This is a genomic window from Betaproteobacteria bacterium (genome assembly GCA_016720855.1).
Taxonomy (GTDB): Bacteria; Pseudomonadota; Gammaproteobacteria; order Burkholderiales; family Usitatibacteraceae; genus FEB-7.
Genome location: JADKJU010000001.1, coordinates 286501 through 300653, shown reverse-complemented (window position 1 = coordinate 300653; position 14153 = coordinate 286501). Strand labels below are relative to the sequence as shown.

13 protein-coding genes are annotated in these 14153 nt (G+C 66.6%); 4 read left to right on the top strand and 9 right to left on the bottom strand.

Translation table 11 applies throughout. From position 1 onward, the window contains the following. Nucleotides 1–38: 38 nt before the first annotated feature. From odhB to IPP91_01240, 9 genes are all read right to left on the bottom strand, one after another. Nucleotides 39–1238: a 2-oxoglutarate dehydrogenase complex dihydrolipoyllysine-residue succinyltransferase gene (gene odhB / locus IPP91_01280; protein ID MBL0140715.1), complete on the bottom strand. Its 1200-nt coding sequence runs from the start codon at nucleotides 1236–1238 to the stop codon at nucleotides 39–41. 34 nt (nucleotides 1239–1272) lie between these two features. Continuing rightward, on the bottom strand, nucleotides 1273–4119 hold the full coding sequence (locus tag IPP91_01275) for a 2-oxoglutarate dehydrogenase E1 component (GenBank protein ID MBL0140714.1): 2847 nt from the start codon (nucleotides 4117–4119) through the stop codon (nucleotides 1273–1275). Nucleotides 4120–4156: 37 nt separating this feature from the next. Continuing rightward, entirely contained in the window at nucleotides 4157–5464 is a 1308-nt protein-coding gene (gene gltA / locus IPP91_01270) for a citrate (Si)-synthase (protein MBL0140713.1), read from the bottom strand. Between the two features lie 25 nt (nucleotides 5465–5489). After that, on the bottom strand, nucleotides 5490–5714 hold the full coding sequence (locus IPP91_01265) for a succinate dehydrogenase assembly factor 2 (GenBank protein MBL0140712.1): 225 nt from the start codon (nucleotides 5712–5714) through the stop codon (nucleotides 5490–5492). A 27-nt stretch (nucleotides 5715–5741) separates the two neighbouring features. After that, entirely contained in the window at nucleotides 5742–6437 is a 696-nt protein-coding gene (locus tag IPP91_01260) for a succinate dehydrogenase iron-sulfur subunit (protein ID MBL0140711.1), read from the bottom strand. Nucleotides 6438–6565: 128 nt separating this feature from the next. After that, nucleotides 6566–8332, bottom strand: coding sequence for a succinate dehydrogenase flavoprotein subunit (locus IPP91_01255; GenBank protein MBL0140710.1), 1767 nt, complete (start codon nucleotides 8330–8332; stop codon nucleotides 6566–6568). Nucleotides 8333–8336: 4 nt separating this feature from the next. After that, nucleotides 8337–8687 carry a succinate dehydrogenase, hydrophobic membrane anchor protein gene (gene sdhD, locus IPP91_01250; GenBank protein MBL0140709.1) on the bottom strand — a complete coding sequence of 117 codons (351 nt, stop codon included), beginning with the start codon at nucleotides 8685–8687 and terminating at the stop codon, nucleotides 8337–8339. Beyond that, nucleotides 8687–9073, bottom strand: a complete 387-nt coding sequence (gene sdhC, locus IPP91_01245; protein ID MBL0140708.1) for a succinate dehydrogenase, cytochrome b556 subunit — start codon at nucleotides 9071–9073, stop codon at nucleotides 8687–8689. Before sdhC ends, sdhD begins: the two co-directional genes overlap by 1 nt. 216 nt (nucleotides 9074–9289) lie before the next feature. After that, nucleotides 9290–10024, bottom strand: coding sequence for a GntR family transcriptional regulator (locus IPP91_01240; protein ID MBL0140707.1), 735 nt, complete (start codon nucleotides 10022–10024; stop codon nucleotides 9290–9292). 172 nt (nucleotides 10025–10196) lie between these two features. Between IPP91_01240 and IPP91_01235 the strand changes: the two genes are divergently transcribed. The 4 genes from IPP91_01235 to prpB all read left to right on the top strand — a co-directional run bounded on the left by IPP91_01235 (nucleotide 10197) and on the right by prpB (nucleotide 14144). Continuing rightward, complete coding sequence (locus tag IPP91_01235) at nucleotides 10197–11075, top strand: CoA ester lyase (GenBank protein ID MBL0140706.1); 879 nt, start codon at nucleotides 10197–10199, stop codon at nucleotides 11073–11075. 3 nt (nucleotides 11076–11078) lie between these two features. Continuing rightward, entirely contained in the window at nucleotides 11079–12143 is a 1065-nt protein-coding gene (locus tag IPP91_01230; GenBank protein ID MBL0140705.1) for a MaoC family dehydratase, read from the top strand. 34 nt (nucleotides 12144–12177) lie between these two features. After that, nucleotides 12178–13170 (top strand): CoA ester lyase, encoded by a 993-nt coding sequence (locus tag IPP91_01225; protein MBL0140704.1) that lies wholly within the window; start codon nucleotides 12178–12180, stop codon nucleotides 13168–13170. Nucleotides 13171–13259: 89 nt separating this feature from the next. Next, on the top strand, nucleotides 13260–14144 hold the full coding sequence (gene prpB, locus IPP91_01220) for a methylisocitrate lyase (protein ID MBL0140703.1): 885 nt from the start codon (nucleotides 13260–13262) through the stop codon (nucleotides 14142–14144). Nucleotides 14145–14153 lie beyond the last annotated feature (9 nt).

Genomic DNA, 14153 nt, shown 5'->3' with positions numbered 1-14153 from the left:
CGGGCCTCCAGTTCTTGCGACGCGCCAATCACGCTCCCCTAGACATCGAGCAGCAGGCGCGCCGGATCCTCGAGCGCCTCCTTGATGGCCACCAGCGACAGCACCGCCTCGCGCCCGTCGATGATGCGGTGGTCGTAGGAGAGCGCGAGGTAGTTCATGGGCCTCACCACCACCTGCCCGTTCTCGACGACCGCGCGCTCCTTGGTGGCATGGACGCCCAGGATCGCGCTCTGCGGCGGATTGATGATCGGCGTGGAGAGCATCGAGCCGAAAACCCCGCCGTTGGAGATCGAGAACGTGCCGCCGGTCAGCTCCTCGATGGTGATCTTGCCGTCCTTGGCGCGTTTGCCGAAATCGGCAATGGCCTTCTCGATGTCGGCGATCGACATCTGGTCGGCGTTGCGCAGTATCGGAACCACCAGGCCGCGCTCGCTGCCCACCGCGATGCCCACGTCGAAATAGCCGTGATAGACGATGTCGTTTCCGTCGATGGAGGCGTTCACGACCGGGTACTTGCGCAGCGCCGCCACCGCGGCCTTCACGAAGAACGACATGAAGCCCAGCTTCACGCCGTGCTCCTTCTCGAACTTGTCCTTGTAGCGGCCGCGCAGTTCCATCACCGGCGCCATGTTGACCTCGTTGAACGTGGTCAGGATGGCCGCCGTCGACTGCGATTGCACGAGGCGTTCGGCCACGCGCACGCGCAGGCGCGACATCGGCACGCGTTGCTCCGCGCGACTGCCGACGGGAATGGAGGCCGGCGCGGCGGCCGGCTTCGCGGCAGGCGTGGTGGCGGCAGGCGCGGGCGCCGTGGCGCCCAGGACATCGCCTTTCGTGACACGGCCGTCGCGTCCCGTGCCGGCGAGGGAGGTGGTGTCCATGCCCTTCTCGGCGGCGAGCTTGGCAGCCGCAGGGGAGGCGGATTTCCCCGCGGGGGCGGAAGCGGCGGTCTTCGCAGCCTGGGCCGGGTCGATGGCCGGCGCGACGGCGGCCGCAGCGCCCGCCGTGTCGATCACAGCGATCAACTCGCCCGAGGTCACGCTGCTGCCGTCCGGCTTCACGATCCTCGCGAGCACGCCGTCGACGGGCGCCGGCAGTTCAAGCACCACCTTGTCGGTCTCGATGTCGATCAGGTTCTCGTCGCGCTTGACCGCCTCGCCCACTTTGTGGTGCCAGGAGACCAGGGTGGCTTCCGAGACGCTCTCGGAGAGCTGGGGGACCTTCACTTCGACTTGCATGTCGTTTCCTTCGCGCAATGGGCCGGCCTGCCCTTCAGGCCCCGGCCTTCCTGGAGGAAGCGGCGTCCAGCGTGAGGGCCGCGTCGATGATTTCCTTCTGCTGCTGGTTGTGCAACTGCAGGTAGCCGACCGCCGGCGAGGCAGAGGACTTGCGCTGCGCCGCAGAAAGCACGTGCTCGGGCCGCAGGTGCTCCAGCAGGTAGTGCTGGATGCGGTGCCACGCCCCCTGGTTGGCCGGTTCTTCCTGCGCCCAGACGACGCTTTTCGCGTTGGCGTAAAGCGCAATCTGCTCGGCGAACTCGGCATGCGGGAAGGGATAGAGCTGCTCCAGCCGCACGATGGCGATGTCCTCGATGGCGCGCCTGTTGCGCTCGGCCGCGATGTCGAAATAGACCTTGCCTGAACAGAACACGATGCGCTTCACCTTCCTGGCGACAAGCTTCGCCGGGTCGCCGATCACGCACTGGAAGCCGCCGGTGGCAAGGTCCTCCATCGACGAGGTGGACTCCTTGCGGCGCAGCAGGCTCTTGGGCGTCATGACGATCAGGGGCTTCCTCATGGGCCGCAGGATCTGGCGGCGGATCATGTGGAAGAACTGCGCGGGCGTTGACGGGACGACCACCTGGATGTTGTGCTCGGCGCAAAGCTGCAGGTAGCGCTCCAGCCGCGCCGACGAATGCTCCGGGCCCTGGCCTTCGTAGCCGTGCGGAAGGTACATCGTCAGGGCGCACAGCCGCCCCCACTTGGCCTCGCCCGAGGCGATGAACTGGTCGATCACCACCTGCGCGCCATTGGCGAAGTCGCCGAACTGCGCCTCCCAGATCACCAGTTCGAAGGGGTGCGCCGTCGCATAGCCGTACTCGAAGCCGAGCACCGCCTCTTCCGACAGCAGCGAATCGATCACCAGGAAATTGGCCTGCCCTTCGCGGATGTGCTGCAGCGGCAGGTAGGCGCCGGAATCCCACCTCTCCCGGTTCTGGTCGTGCATGACGGCGTGGCGGTGCGCGAAGGTCCCGCGGCCGCTGTCCTGTCCGGACAGGCGTACCGGGTGGCCCTCATCGACCAGCGCCGCGTAGGCGAGGTTCTCGGCCATGCCCCAGTCCAGGGGCACCTTGCCCAGCCCCATCTCGCGCCGGGCGGCTAGCAGGCGCTCGACCGTCGGGTGCAGCTTGAAATTCGACGGGATGTCCGTCAGGCGAATGGCGAGAGCCTTGAGCTTTTCCATCGACACGGCGGTGCGGGCCGGCCGGCGCCATTCGACGCCCATGTAGGGCGCCCAGTCCACGGCGAGCGAGGAGCGAAGGCCGTAGAGGATCCTGGGGTTCGTGGGCTTGCCCGCGTCGAGCGCCGTGCGCACGCTGGTGACCAGCTTGTCCGCAAGCCCCGGGGCGATCACGCCCTCGCGCTCGAGCTTGTCCGCGTAGAGCTTGCGCGTGCCCGGGTGCTGCGCGATTCTCTTGTACATGAGCGGCTGCGTGACGAAGGGCTCGTCCTGCTCGTTGTGTCCCAGGCGCCGGAAGCACACCAGGTCGATCACGACATCCCTGTGGAACTTCATGCGGTAGTCGAGGGCAACGCGGGCCACCATCGACACCGCCTCGGGGTCGTCGCCGTTCACATGGAAGACGGGCGCCTCGATCATCTTGGCGATGCCGGTGCAATAAAGGGAAGAGCGCGTATCGCGCGTATCCGAGGTGGTGAAGCCGATCTGGTTGTTCACGATCACGTGGATCGTGCCGCCGGTGCGATAGCCTCGCGTCTGCGACAGCGCCAGCGTCTCCATGACGACGCCCTGCCCCGCGAAGGCCGCGTCGCCGTGGATGAGGAGAGGGAGCACGTGGTCCCCCTTGAAGTCACCCCGGCGATGCTGCCGCGCGCGCACCGACCCCTCCACCACCGGGTTCACGATCTCCAGGTGCGAGGGATTGAAGGCGAGCGTGAGATGGACGGTGCCGCCCGCCGTCTGGATATCCGAGGAGAAGCCCTGGTGGTACTTCACGTCGCCGGCGGCAAGTTCCGCCGCCTTCTTGCCCTCGAACTCGGAGAAGAGGTCCGCCGGCACCTTGCCCAGGTTGTTGACGAGCACGTTCAGGCGCCCGCGGTGCGCCATGCCGATGACGACCTCCTTCAGGCCCTGCGCGCCGCCCTCCTCGATCACGATGTCGAGCAGCGGGACCAGGCTTTCGCCGCCCTCGCCCGAGAAGCGCTTCTGGCCGACGTAGCGCGTGTGCAGGTAGCGCTCCAGGGTTTCCGAGGCGGTGAGACGCTCCAGTAGGAAGCGCTTTTCATCGGGCGTCACCTTCGGCGTCGAAAGCGTTCCCTCGAACCGGTCCCTCAGCCAGCGCTTTTCCTCCATCGAGGAGATGTACATGTACTCGATGCCGATCGTGTCGCAGTACGTCTTGCGCACCATCGCCACGATTTCGCGCAGCCGCTTCCTTTCGCGGCGGTTGCCGAAGGAGCCCATCGAGAAGACGGTGTCCAGGTCCGCCTCGCCCAGCTTGTAATAGTCGAGTTCCAGCTCCGGCACCGGGACGTGATCCATGCGCTTGAGCGGGTCCAGGTTCGAGTAGTTCGATCCCGTCGTGCGGTGCGCGCGGATGAACATGAGCACCTTCATCTGCTTCTCGTCGTCCGCGCCGACCGCCGTGGGCGAAGCCCCCGGGCCGCGCTTCGCCGCCGCCGCGAAAGCCTCGATCACCGGCGTGTGCGCGACGTCCCTCCCGCCATCGGCAGCCTGCCAGGCGTCGAACTGCGCGCGCCACTCGGGGGACACGGAAGCCGGATCCGCCAGGTAACGCTCGTAGAGCTCCTCGACGAACGGCGCGTTGGCGCCGTAGAGGTGCGAGGAGGCTTCGAACTGCTTCATGACGCTGGACATGGGGCCTCCGCGTGGCGGGGTCGGGGTCGCGTTTCGCTCAGCCGCGACTGGCGCGCGGAACGACGTCTCTCTTCGTGGCGCCGTTGTAGAGCTGGCGCGGGCGGCCGATCTTCAGCTCTGGATCGGAGATCATCTCGTTCCACTGCGCGATCCAGCCCACGGTGCGGGCAAGCGAGAAGATGCACGTGAACATCGAGACCGGGATGCCCAGGGCACGCTGCACGATGCCCGAGTAGAAATCGACGTTGGGATAGAGCTTGCGGGAGACGAAATACTCGTCCTCCAGCGCCACCTTCTCGAGTGCCATCGCGAGCTTGAAGAGCGGGTCGTCGTGCAGGCCCAGCACGTCGAGCACTTCACGGCAGGTCTCCTGCATCAGCTTGGCGCGCGGGTCGTAGTTCTTGTACACGCGATGGCCGAACCCCATGAGCTTCACGCCGGAGTTCTTGTCCTTCACCTTCTTCACGAACTCGCCGAGCTTGTCCACGCCGCCATCCTTCTGGATGTCCATGAGCATCTGCAGCGCCGCTTCGTTGGCGCCGCCGTGGGCGGGCCCCCACAGGCAGGCGATGCCGGAGGCGATGCAGGCAAAGGGGTTGGCGCCCGACGATCCGGCCAGGCGCACCGTGGACGTGGAGGCGTTCTGCTCGTGGTCGGCATGCAGGATCAGGATGCGGTCCAGCGCGCGCACCAGCACCGGGTTCACCTCGTATTCCTCGGCCGGCACGCCGAACATCATGCGCATGAAGTTCGAGGTGTAGTCGAGGTTGTTCTTCGGGTACATGAACGGCTGGCCCATGTTGTACTTGTAGGCCATGGCGACGATGGTCGGCAGCTTCGCGATGAGGCGAAAGGCCGAGATCTCGCGATGCTCCGGGTTATTGATGTCGAGGGAGTCGTGATAGAACGCCGACAGCGCGCCCACCACGCCCACCATCACGGCCATCGGGTGGGAGTCGCGCCGGAAGCCCTGGAAGAGGCGCGCGAGCTGCTCGTGCACCATCGTGTGCATCGTGACGGTCCGGTCGAACGACGCCTTCTGCGCCGCCTTGGGCAGCTCGCCGTTGAGCAGCAGGTAGCAGACCTCCAGGAAGTCGCAGTGCTGGGCCAGCTGCTCGATCGGATAGCCGCGGTACATGAGGACGCCCGCGTCCCCGTCGATATAGGTGATCTTCGAGCTGCAGCTCGCCGTGGACAGGAAGCCCGGATCATAGGTGAACTTGCCGGTCTTGCCGTAGAGCGCCCGGATGTCGATGACCTCCGGGCCGACGGAACCGCCGTAGATCGGCAGATCGAGGGTCTTGCCGTCATCGTAGGTGAGCGTTGCCTTGCCTTTGGCTTCCATGCGTTTCTCCCAGTGGGTGGCCGCCTCAGGCGGCCTTCAGTCGTTGCAAAAGCGGTTGCAGGGCCGGATCGGGGCATGATCGCCGCCCCATCACCAGGTCGAGAAGATCGTTGTCCGGCATGGCCAGCAGTTTCGCAAGCCGCCCCGCGTCCGAATCGTCCAGCTCTTCCCCGCATTCCGACCAGAAGCGCGTGAGCACGATATCGAGCTCGAGCAACCCGCGGCGGCTGCGCCACTTGAGCCGTTCCATCTCTCGCGAGTGCACGGCTTCGATTCCCTATACGGCCCGGCGGACCATCAATTCCTTGATCCTGCCGATGGCAAGCGTCGGATTGAGCCCCTTCGGGCAGACATCGACACAATTCATGATGCTGTGGCAGCGGAACAGCCGGTAGGGATCCTCGAGGTCGTCGAGACGCTCGTTCAGGGCCTGGTCGCGGCTGTCCGCGATGAAGCGGTAGGCGTTGAGGAGCCCCGCTGGCCCGACGAACTTGTCCGGGTTCCACCAGAAGGACGGGCACGAGGTCGAGCAGCAGGCGCAGAGGATGCATTCGTAAAGCCCGTCGAGCTCGGCGCGCTCCTCGGGCGATTGCATCCGTTCCTTCTCCGGCATGGGGGCATTGTCGATGACCCAGGGCTTCACCGAGTGGTACTGGTCGAAGAACAGCGTCATGTCCACGATCAGGTCGCGGATGATCGGCAGCCCCGGCAGCGCCTTGATGACCACCGGCTCCGCAAGGTCGGCCAGTTTCGTGATGCACGCCAGTCCGTTCTTGCCGTTGATGTTCATCGCATCCGACCCGCACACGCCTTCGCGGCAGGACCGGCGAAGCGACAGGGTGTCGTCGATGGACTTGATGCGCACCAGCGCGTCGAGGAGCATCCGGTCCGCCGGGCCCATGGCCACGTCGTAATCCTGGAAATAGGGACGGGCGTCCTTGTCCGGGTCGTAGCGCTGGATTCTGAATTTCATGGGAACGGGTTGCGTGGAAATCTCGTGGAGACAGGTTGTCCGGTCAAGGGAGTATCGCGAATTCGGTCAGCGGGACTCTTGCCATGGCGCAACCCGTCCCCATTCGATCCTGGCGCAACCCGATCCCATCAATACACCCGCGCCTTGGGCTCGATGGAATCCACCGAGAGGGGCTTCAGGTTCACCGCCTTGTAGTCGAGGCGGTCGCCCTCCTTGTACCAGAGGGAGTGCTTGAGCCAGTTCTGGTCGTCGCGCGCGTGGAAATCCGCGCGGTCGTGCGCCCCGCGCGATTCCTTGCGCGCCTCGGCGCAGACCATGGCCGCGCGCGCGACTTCGTAAAGGTTGTCGAGTTCGAGGGCCTCGATGCGGGCGGTGTTGAAGACCTTCGACTTGTCCTTGACCTGCGTTCGCGCCATCCGCCCGCCCAGCGCGCGGATCTTCTCGACGCCCTGGTGCATGAGGTCCGGAAAGCGGAACACGCCGCAGTGCGCCTGCATCGTGCGCTGGATCTCGTCGCGGACGGCGGAGACGTCCTCGCCCCCCTCCTGCGCGTCGAGTCGTGCCAGGCGGGCGATCGATCGGTCCCCGGCATCGCGCGGCAGCACCCGATGCGCGGCGCCCTGCGTGCGGATGAATTCCGTCATGCTCAGGCCCGCACTCTTGCCCATCACCAGCAGGTCGGTGAGCGAGTTCGTCCCCAGGCGGTTGGCGCCGTGGATCGAGGCGCAGCCGCACTCGCCCGCGGCGTACAGCCCGGCCACGGCCGCGGCCGGATTTCCGCCCATCGGCACGACGACCTCGCCGCGGTAATTGGAGGGAATACCGCCCATCTGGTAGTGGGCGGTCGGAACGACCGGTATCGGGTCCTTCGCGCAATCGACGTTGGCGAACTTGAGGGCGATCTCGCGGATGCCCGGCAGGCGCTTGTCGATGACCTCGGGCCCGAGGTGGTCGAGCTTGAGCAGGATGTAGTCGGCATGCTCTCCCGCGCCCCGCCCTTCCTTGATCTCGGTGGCCATGGCGCGCGACACCACGTCGCGCGAGGCGAGGTCCTTCATGGTCGGCGCGTAGCGCTCCATGAAGCGCTCGCCGCTCTTGTTGAGCAGGATCCCGCCCTCGCCCCGGACGCCCTCCGTGATGAGCACGCCCGCGCCGGCAACCCCCGTGGGATGGAACTGCCAGAACTCCATGTCCTCGAGCGGAATGCCGGCGCGCGCGGCCATGCCCAGGCCGTCGCCCGTGTTGATGAAGGCATTCGTGGACGAGGAAAAGATGCGCCCTGCTCCCCCGGTCGCGAAGAGTGTCGCCTTGCCCTGGAAGAGGACGACGTCCCCCGTCTCCATCTCCAGGGCCGTCACCCCCAGCACCGTGCCGTCGGCATCGCGCACGAGGTCGAGCGCCATCCACTCGACGAAGAACTGCGTCTTCGCCAGGACATTGCGCTGGTAGAGCGTATGCAGCATCGCGTGGCCGGTGCGGTCCGCCGCGCAGCACGAGCGCTGCACGGGGCGTTCGCCGAAATTCTGCGTGTGGCCGCCGAAGGGACGCTGGTAGATCGTGCCGTTCTCGTTGCGGTCGAAGGGCATGCCGAAGTGCTCGAGCTCGATCACCACTTCGGGGGCCATGCGGCACATGAACTCGATCGCATCCTGGTCGCCCAGCCAGTCCGAGCCCTTGATGGTGTCGTACATGTGCCAGTGCCAGTTGTCCTCGCCCATGTTGCCGAGCGCGGCACCCACCCCGCCTTGCGCGGCCACCGTGTGCGAGCGTGTCGGGAAGACCTTCGACAGCACCGCGACCCTGAGGCCGGTGTTGGAAAGCTCCAGCGCGGCGCGCAGGCCCGAGCCGCCGGCCCCCACGATCACCGCATCGAACTTGCGAACCGCAATCGCCATCGCGTCACCTGCCCCAGAGGATTGAAACGGACCACACGAGGTAGAACACGAGCGCCGTTCCCGCGAGCGTCTGCAGCGCCAGGCGCAGTCCCGTGGGCTTCACGTAGTCCATGACGATGTCGCGCACGCCCACCCAGGCGTGGTAGAGGAGCGCCAGGAAGAAGAGCATCGTGGCCAGGCGTACGAAGGAGCCCGAGAACATCGCCTTCCAGTCCGAGTAGCTTGCCGGCGGGCTCCACAGGACGAGCGCCAGCATGAAGACCGTCCAGGCCGCCATGAGCACGGCGGTGAGGCGCTGCAGCAGCCAGGCACCGAGCCCGTAGTGCGCGCCGACGGGGTTCTTCGCGCTGGCCATTACCAGAGCCTCCACGCGATGAGCAGCGTGGCCACGGCGCCCAGCCCGAAAACGAGCCGGGCGGAGGCGCGCGCCGGCTCCCTCGCGATCCCCACATGCAGATCGAGCAGCAGGTAGCGGATGCCGGCGAAGAAATGGTGCGCGTAGAGCCAGACGAAGGCGACGAGGATCGCCTTGGCCATCGGGTCCGCAAGCGCGCCCTTCCAGCGCAGCCAGCCGGCTTCCGTGCCGAGGGTCGCCTGCATCAAGTAGAGCAAGGCGGGAATGACGGGAAAGAAGAGCAGCGCGCCGGAGATTCGGTGGAATATGGAGACAAGCCCCGGTACAGGCAGGTGCGCGAGGTTCAGATCGTAGTACTTCGGCCTCTGCTTGGGCGCAGTTGTCATTGCTGGATCCTGGACAGAACTGGGGACAAACCCCGATCAACGTTTCCTGCCTTCACCTGGCGGTCGCGCTCGAGCACTGATCGGGGTCTGTCCCCGATCGCTTCCCGCTACGCTGAAATCCCGGCGATTCTACCGTGGATTTGCTGCAACCGCACAATCGAAAGTCCCTGCTGCGTGCCCCGGAATCCGGGTTTTACCGGGTGCCGGGAGCGCGTCTCACGCGAGTTCGTTGAAGTACGAGAATCCCTCGGTGAGGCACAGTCCCCGGCGCCATTCCACGGGCATGTCGCCGTAGGTGAACGCGATGCGATCGACGCAAAGCAGCGGCGTGCCCGGGGGCACCCGCAACTGCGCGGCCACGGGCTCCTCGGCCGGGACGGCCCGGATGCGTTCCTCGGCCCGGATCATGCGCAGCCCGTAGACCGATTCGTAGAAGCTGTACATCGAACCCTTGTACACCTCGAGCTTGGGCACGGTGAGCCCGGGAAAGCGGCTGGCCGCCAGGACGATCTCGTCCAGGATCACCGGCCGGCCCTGGAATTCCAGGAGTCGCTTGATCACCTGGACCGCAGAGCCCGCCTTGACCGCCAGCGCGCGGGCGATCTCGGCGCTCGCCTTGCCCTTGCGCACGTCGACAAGCACGTTGTGCGGCGTGAGCTTCTGCCCGCTGTCGGGCATCACGCGAAGGAACCGGTATTGGTAGGAAGGCTCGCTGTGGGAGGCAACGAACGTGCCCTTGCCCTGGCGGCGCACGAGGATGTGCTCGGAAGCCAGCTCGTCGATGGCCTTCCTCACCGTGCCCTGGCTCACGCGGTAGCGGGCGGCGAATTCCATTTCGGACGGGATCGCCTCGCCCGGCTTCCATTCCCCCGCCACCAGGCTCTGGGTGATGAGGATCTTGATCTGCTCGTAGAGCGGCCGGAAGGACGGCGGCGGATGCGCTTCGGACATGCGATAAATCCTAGCACAGGCCGGCCCCTCCTTTGTCTTATATAAGATACAAGTCTTGTTGACACCCCGCGCGGGCGCGGCGTAGCATGCTGCGCAGCAGCAAGCGCTTCCGCCCTGCGGGAAACCGGGGACGGCAATTGCGCTTTTCCCGCCAAATCAGAGACTTGCCGCCATGACCCCCTATTTCCGCCCGCGCCGCTCGATGCTCTACGTGCCCGGGTGCAGCACGCGCTACCTCAACAAATCACGCACCCTCAAGGTCGATTCGGTGATCCTCGACCTGGGCGACCCGATTCTCGTCGAGGCAAAAGTGGAATCGCGCCGGAACGTGGTCGAGGCGGTGCTCAGCGGGGGCTTCGGGCGACGTGAAGTGGTGGTGCGCGTGAACGACCTCGACTCCCCCTGGGGCGAGGACGACGTGAAGGCCGTGGCCGCGATCGGCGCCGACGCGATCCTCTTCCCCAACGTCGAATCGAAGGCCGATGTGCTGCAGGCCCTGGCGGCGCTCGACGCCGCCGGCGGCAGGCACCTGCCCATCATGGTGATGATCGAAAGCCCGCTCGCGGTCCTGCGCGCGGAGGAAATCGCCGGCGCCTCCGACCGGATCGCCTGCGTCGTGATGGCGACCTCCGACCTCATCACGCAATTGCACGCGCGGCGCACGCCCGACCGGATCGCCCTGCAATATTCCCTGTCGCGCGTGCTCCTCGCCGCGCGCGCGTTCGACCGCTCCGTGGTGGACGGCATTTCCACGGACCTGAAGGACATGCAGTCCTTCGAGTTTGCCTGCCGGCTCGCCCGCGACCTGGGCTTCGACGGCAAGAGCCTCGTGCACCCCTTCCAGCTCCCCTACTGCAATGACGCCTTCACGCCCAAGCCGCACGACCTCGCCGCGGCCACGGAACTGATCCAGGCGCTCGAGGACGCGCATCGCGAGGGGCGCGGCGTGGTGGTCGTGAACGGCCGCCTCATCGAAGGCCACCACCTCAAGGCCGCGCGCCGGCTCCTCGCGCTCGCGGAAATGATCCAGCAGCTCGAAGCGGGCCAGTAAGCGATGCCCCCCCCGGTCGCGCGGCCGCTGGCCGGATACTTCTTCGAGGACTACGCGCTCGGCCAGCGCCTAGTCCATGCGACCCCGCGCACCGTCACCGCAGGCGACTGCGCACTCTATCTCGCCCTCACCGGCTCGAGGAACCCCGTGCACTGCGCCGCACCCGTCGCTGCCGCGCTGGGGCATCGCGCCGTGCCGCTCGACGACCTGCTGGTGTTCCACATCGCGTTCGGCAAGACCGTGCACGACGTCTCGTACAACGCCGTCGCCAATCTCGGGTACGCCGACGTGCGCTTTCTCGAACCCGTGTACCCCGGCGACACGATCGCGGCTGCAAGCGAGGTGATCGGGCTCAAGCAGAATTCCAGCGGCACGAGCGGCGTCCTTTACGTGCGCTCTCGCGCCTTCAACCAGCACGGCACCGAGGTCCTCACCTGGGCGCGATGGGTCATGGTTGCGAAAGGCAATCCCGATGCCCCGGCGCCGGCCGCCGTCGTGCCGGACCTGCCGCGCGAAATCCCCACCTCGAGCCTCGCGGTATCCGCATCCCTCACGCCCGGCGCGCTCGATCCGAAGGCCACCGGAAGCGGGCGTCTCTGGGACGATTACTCGGCCGGCGAATCCATCGACCATCCCGGCGCGATGACGATCGAGGAGGCCGACCACATGCTCGCCACGCGCCTGTACCAGAACACGGCGCGCGTCCACTTCGATGCCTTCGCCGCACGCGAAAACCAGTTCGGCAAGCGCCTGGTGTACGGCGGCCACGTGATCTCGCTTTGCCGCGCGCTCTCCCACGACGGCCTGGGCAACGCCTTCGCCATCGCTGCCATCCACGGCGGCACGCATGCGAACCCGACCTTTGCCGGCGACACGATCGTGGCGCGCTCCATCATCCTGTCCCGAGACGAAATTCCCGGTCGCGGCGACGTCGGGGCGCTGCGCGTGCGGATGCTGGGCGCCAGGAACACGAAGCTCGCGCAGCTGGCGACCCCTGCCCCGGGCGCGAAGGATCCGGCCGTGGTCCTGGACCTCGACCTCTCCCTTCTCGTCCCGCGCAATCGCTAGCGCCTAGAATACGAATTTCCATCCGGAGGACACCATGCCCGCTCCCCGTCACCCCAAGGACGCCCTCTTCGCCGGCGAGAAGCCCTTCCCGGTGATTCCCGCCTGCGAGCATTTCGCGGGGTCCGAGAGGCTCATCACCAAGGCGCTCGACCTGCAGGAGAAGCTGGGGGCCGTCTTCGACATCACTTGCGACTGCGAGGACGGGGCCGAGACCGGCCGCGAGAAGCAGCACGCCGAGATGATCGTTGATGTGCTGCACTCCCCCGCCAACCGGTTCGCGATGGCCGGAGCGCGCATCCACGACTACACGCACCCGCACTGGAAGAAGGACATCGACATCCTCGTGGGCGGCGCCGGCAAGGTGATCGCCTACGTGACGATCCCGAAGTGCACCTCGGTGGCGCAGGCCGAGGAAATGATCTTCACCATCCAGGCGGTGGCCAAGCGCAGGAAGGTGAAGCGCGAGATTCCCGTGCACGTGCTGATCGAGACGCACGGCGCGCTGCATGATGCCTGGGAAATCGCGCAGCTTCCGGGCGTGCAGGTGCTCGATTTCGGGCTCATGGACTTCGTGAGCGGCCACCACGGCGCCATTCACGCCGCCAACATGCGCTCCCCGGGCCAGTTCGAGCATCCGCTCGTCGCCCGCGCCAAGACGGACGTCGTGGCCGCGGCGCTGGCGCACGGCGTGGTGCCGGCGCACAACGTGTCGCTGGACCTGAAGAACGCCTACAACGTGTTCCGCGACGCCTGGCGCGCGCGCAGCGACTTCGGGTTCCTGCGCATGTGGAGCATCCATCCCTCGCAGGTCCAGCCCATCGTCGATGCGATGAAGCCCGATCTCAACGAAGTCGCGACCGCGGGAGCCATCCTGCTGGAAGCCCAGAAGGCGAGCTGGGGGCCGATCCAGTTCGAGGGCGAGCTGCACGACCGCGCCACTTACCGCTATTTCTGGGAGCTCCTGCAAAAGGCCCGGATCACCGGCGTGAAGATGCCCGAGGACGCGGCGCGCGCTTTCTTCGACTGACGGGGCGGGTCGCACCGTCCGCACCACGACGCCCCCCCAACCCTTTCCGCCCTCACCGAAGCGCAACCTGCCCCCGAGAGAACACCGAGATGACCCTGTTGACCCCCGGCGCCAGGTTCCGCGCCGCCCTGAAGGAAGAAAAGCCGCTGCAGGTGCCCGGCGCCATCTGCGCCTATCACGCCACGCTCGCCAAGGCCTCGGGCTTCAAGGCGATCTACCTTTCCGGCGGCGGCGTCGCGGCCGGCTCGCTGGGCGTGCCGGACCTGGGCATCTCCAGCCTCGATGACGTGCTGACCGACGTGCGCCGCATCACCGACGTGTGCGACCTGCCGCTCCTGGTGGACGTGGACACGGGCTTCGGCTCGAGCGCGTTCAACGTGGCGCGCACGACGAAGTCGCTCATCAAGGCCGGCGCCGCCGCCCTGCACATCGAGGACCAGGTGGGTGCCAAGCGCTGCGGACACCGCCCCGGCAAGGAGCTCGTGTCGCAGCAGGAAATGGTCGATCGCGTGAGAAGCGCGGCCGACGCCCGGACCGATCCGGGCTTCTTCATCTTGGCGCGCACCGACGCGCTGGCCGTCGAGGGCCTGCAGGCGGCCATCGACCGCGCCTGCGCCTGCGTGGAAGCCGGCGCCGACGGCATCTTTCCCGAGGCGATCACCGACCTCGACATGTACCGCAAGTTCGCCGCCGCCGTGAAGGTGCCGATCCTGGCCAACATCACCGAGTTCGGCAAGACCCCGCTCTTCTCGGTGAAGGAACTCGCCTCGGCCGACGTCGCGATCGCGCTCTACCCGCTGTCCGCCTTCCGCGCCATGAACAAGGCGGCGCTGGGCGTGTACCAGAGCCTTCGCCGCGACGGCCACCAGAAGGCGGTCGTGGACACGATGCAGACCCGAGAGGAGCTTTACCACTACCTGGGCTACCACGAGTTCGAGCAGAAACTCGACGCCCTTTTCGCCAAGGCCAAGTAGAAAAGGAAA

Excerpts from the sequence above, each read along its gene's own strand:
- IPP91_01240 (MBL0140707.1), bottom strand. The coding sequence starts at position 10,024 with ATGTCCGAAGCGCATCCGCCGCCGTCCTTCCGGCCGCTCTACGAGCAG.
- IPP91_01265 (MBL0140712.1), bottom strand. The coding sequence starts at position 5,714 with ATGGAACGGCTCAAGTGGCGCAGCCGCCGCGGGTTGCTCGAGCTCGAT.
- IPP91_01225 (MBL0140704.1), top strand. The coding sequence starts at position 12,178 with ATGCCCGCTCCCCGTCACCCCAAGGACGCCCTCTTCGCCGGCGAGAAG.
- sdhD (MBL0140709.1), bottom strand. The coding sequence starts at position 8,687 with ATGGCCAGCGCGAAGAACCCCGTCGGCGCGCACTACGGGCTCGGTGCC.
- prpB (MBL0140703.1), top strand. The coding sequence starts at position 13,260 with ATGACCCTGTTGACCCCCGGCGCCAGGTTCCGCGCCGCCCTGAAGGAA.
- sdhC (MBL0140708.1), bottom strand. The coding sequence starts at position 9,073 with ATGACAACTGCGCCCAAGCAGAGGCCGAAGTACTACGATCTGAACCTC.
- IPP91_01235 (MBL0140706.1), top strand. The coding sequence starts at position 10,197 with ATGACCCCCTATTTCCGCCCGCGCCGCTCGATGCTCTACGTGCCCGGG.
- odhB (MBL0140715.1), bottom strand. The coding sequence starts at position 1,238 with ATGCAAGTCGAAGTGAAGGTCCCCCAGCTCTCCGAGAGCGTCTCGGAA.
- IPP91_01275 (MBL0140714.1), bottom strand. The coding sequence starts at position 4,119 with ATGTCCAGCGTCATGAAGCAGTTCGAAGCCTCCTCGCACCTCTACGGC.
- gltA (MBL0140713.1), bottom strand. The coding sequence starts at position 5,464 with ATGGAAGCCAAAGGCAAGGCAACGCTCACCTACGATGACGGCAAGACC.
- IPP91_01255 (MBL0140710.1), bottom strand. The coding sequence starts at position 8,332 with ATGGCGATTGCGGTTCGCAAGTTCGATGCGGTGATCGTGGGGGCCGGC.
- IPP91_01260 (MBL0140711.1), bottom strand. The coding sequence starts at position 6,437 with ATGAAATTCAGAATCCAGCGCTACGACCCGGACAAGGACGCCCGTCCC.
- IPP91_01230 (MBL0140705.1), top strand. The coding sequence starts at position 11,079 with ATGCCCCCCCCGGTCGCGCGGCCGCTGGCCGGATACTTCTTCGAGGAC.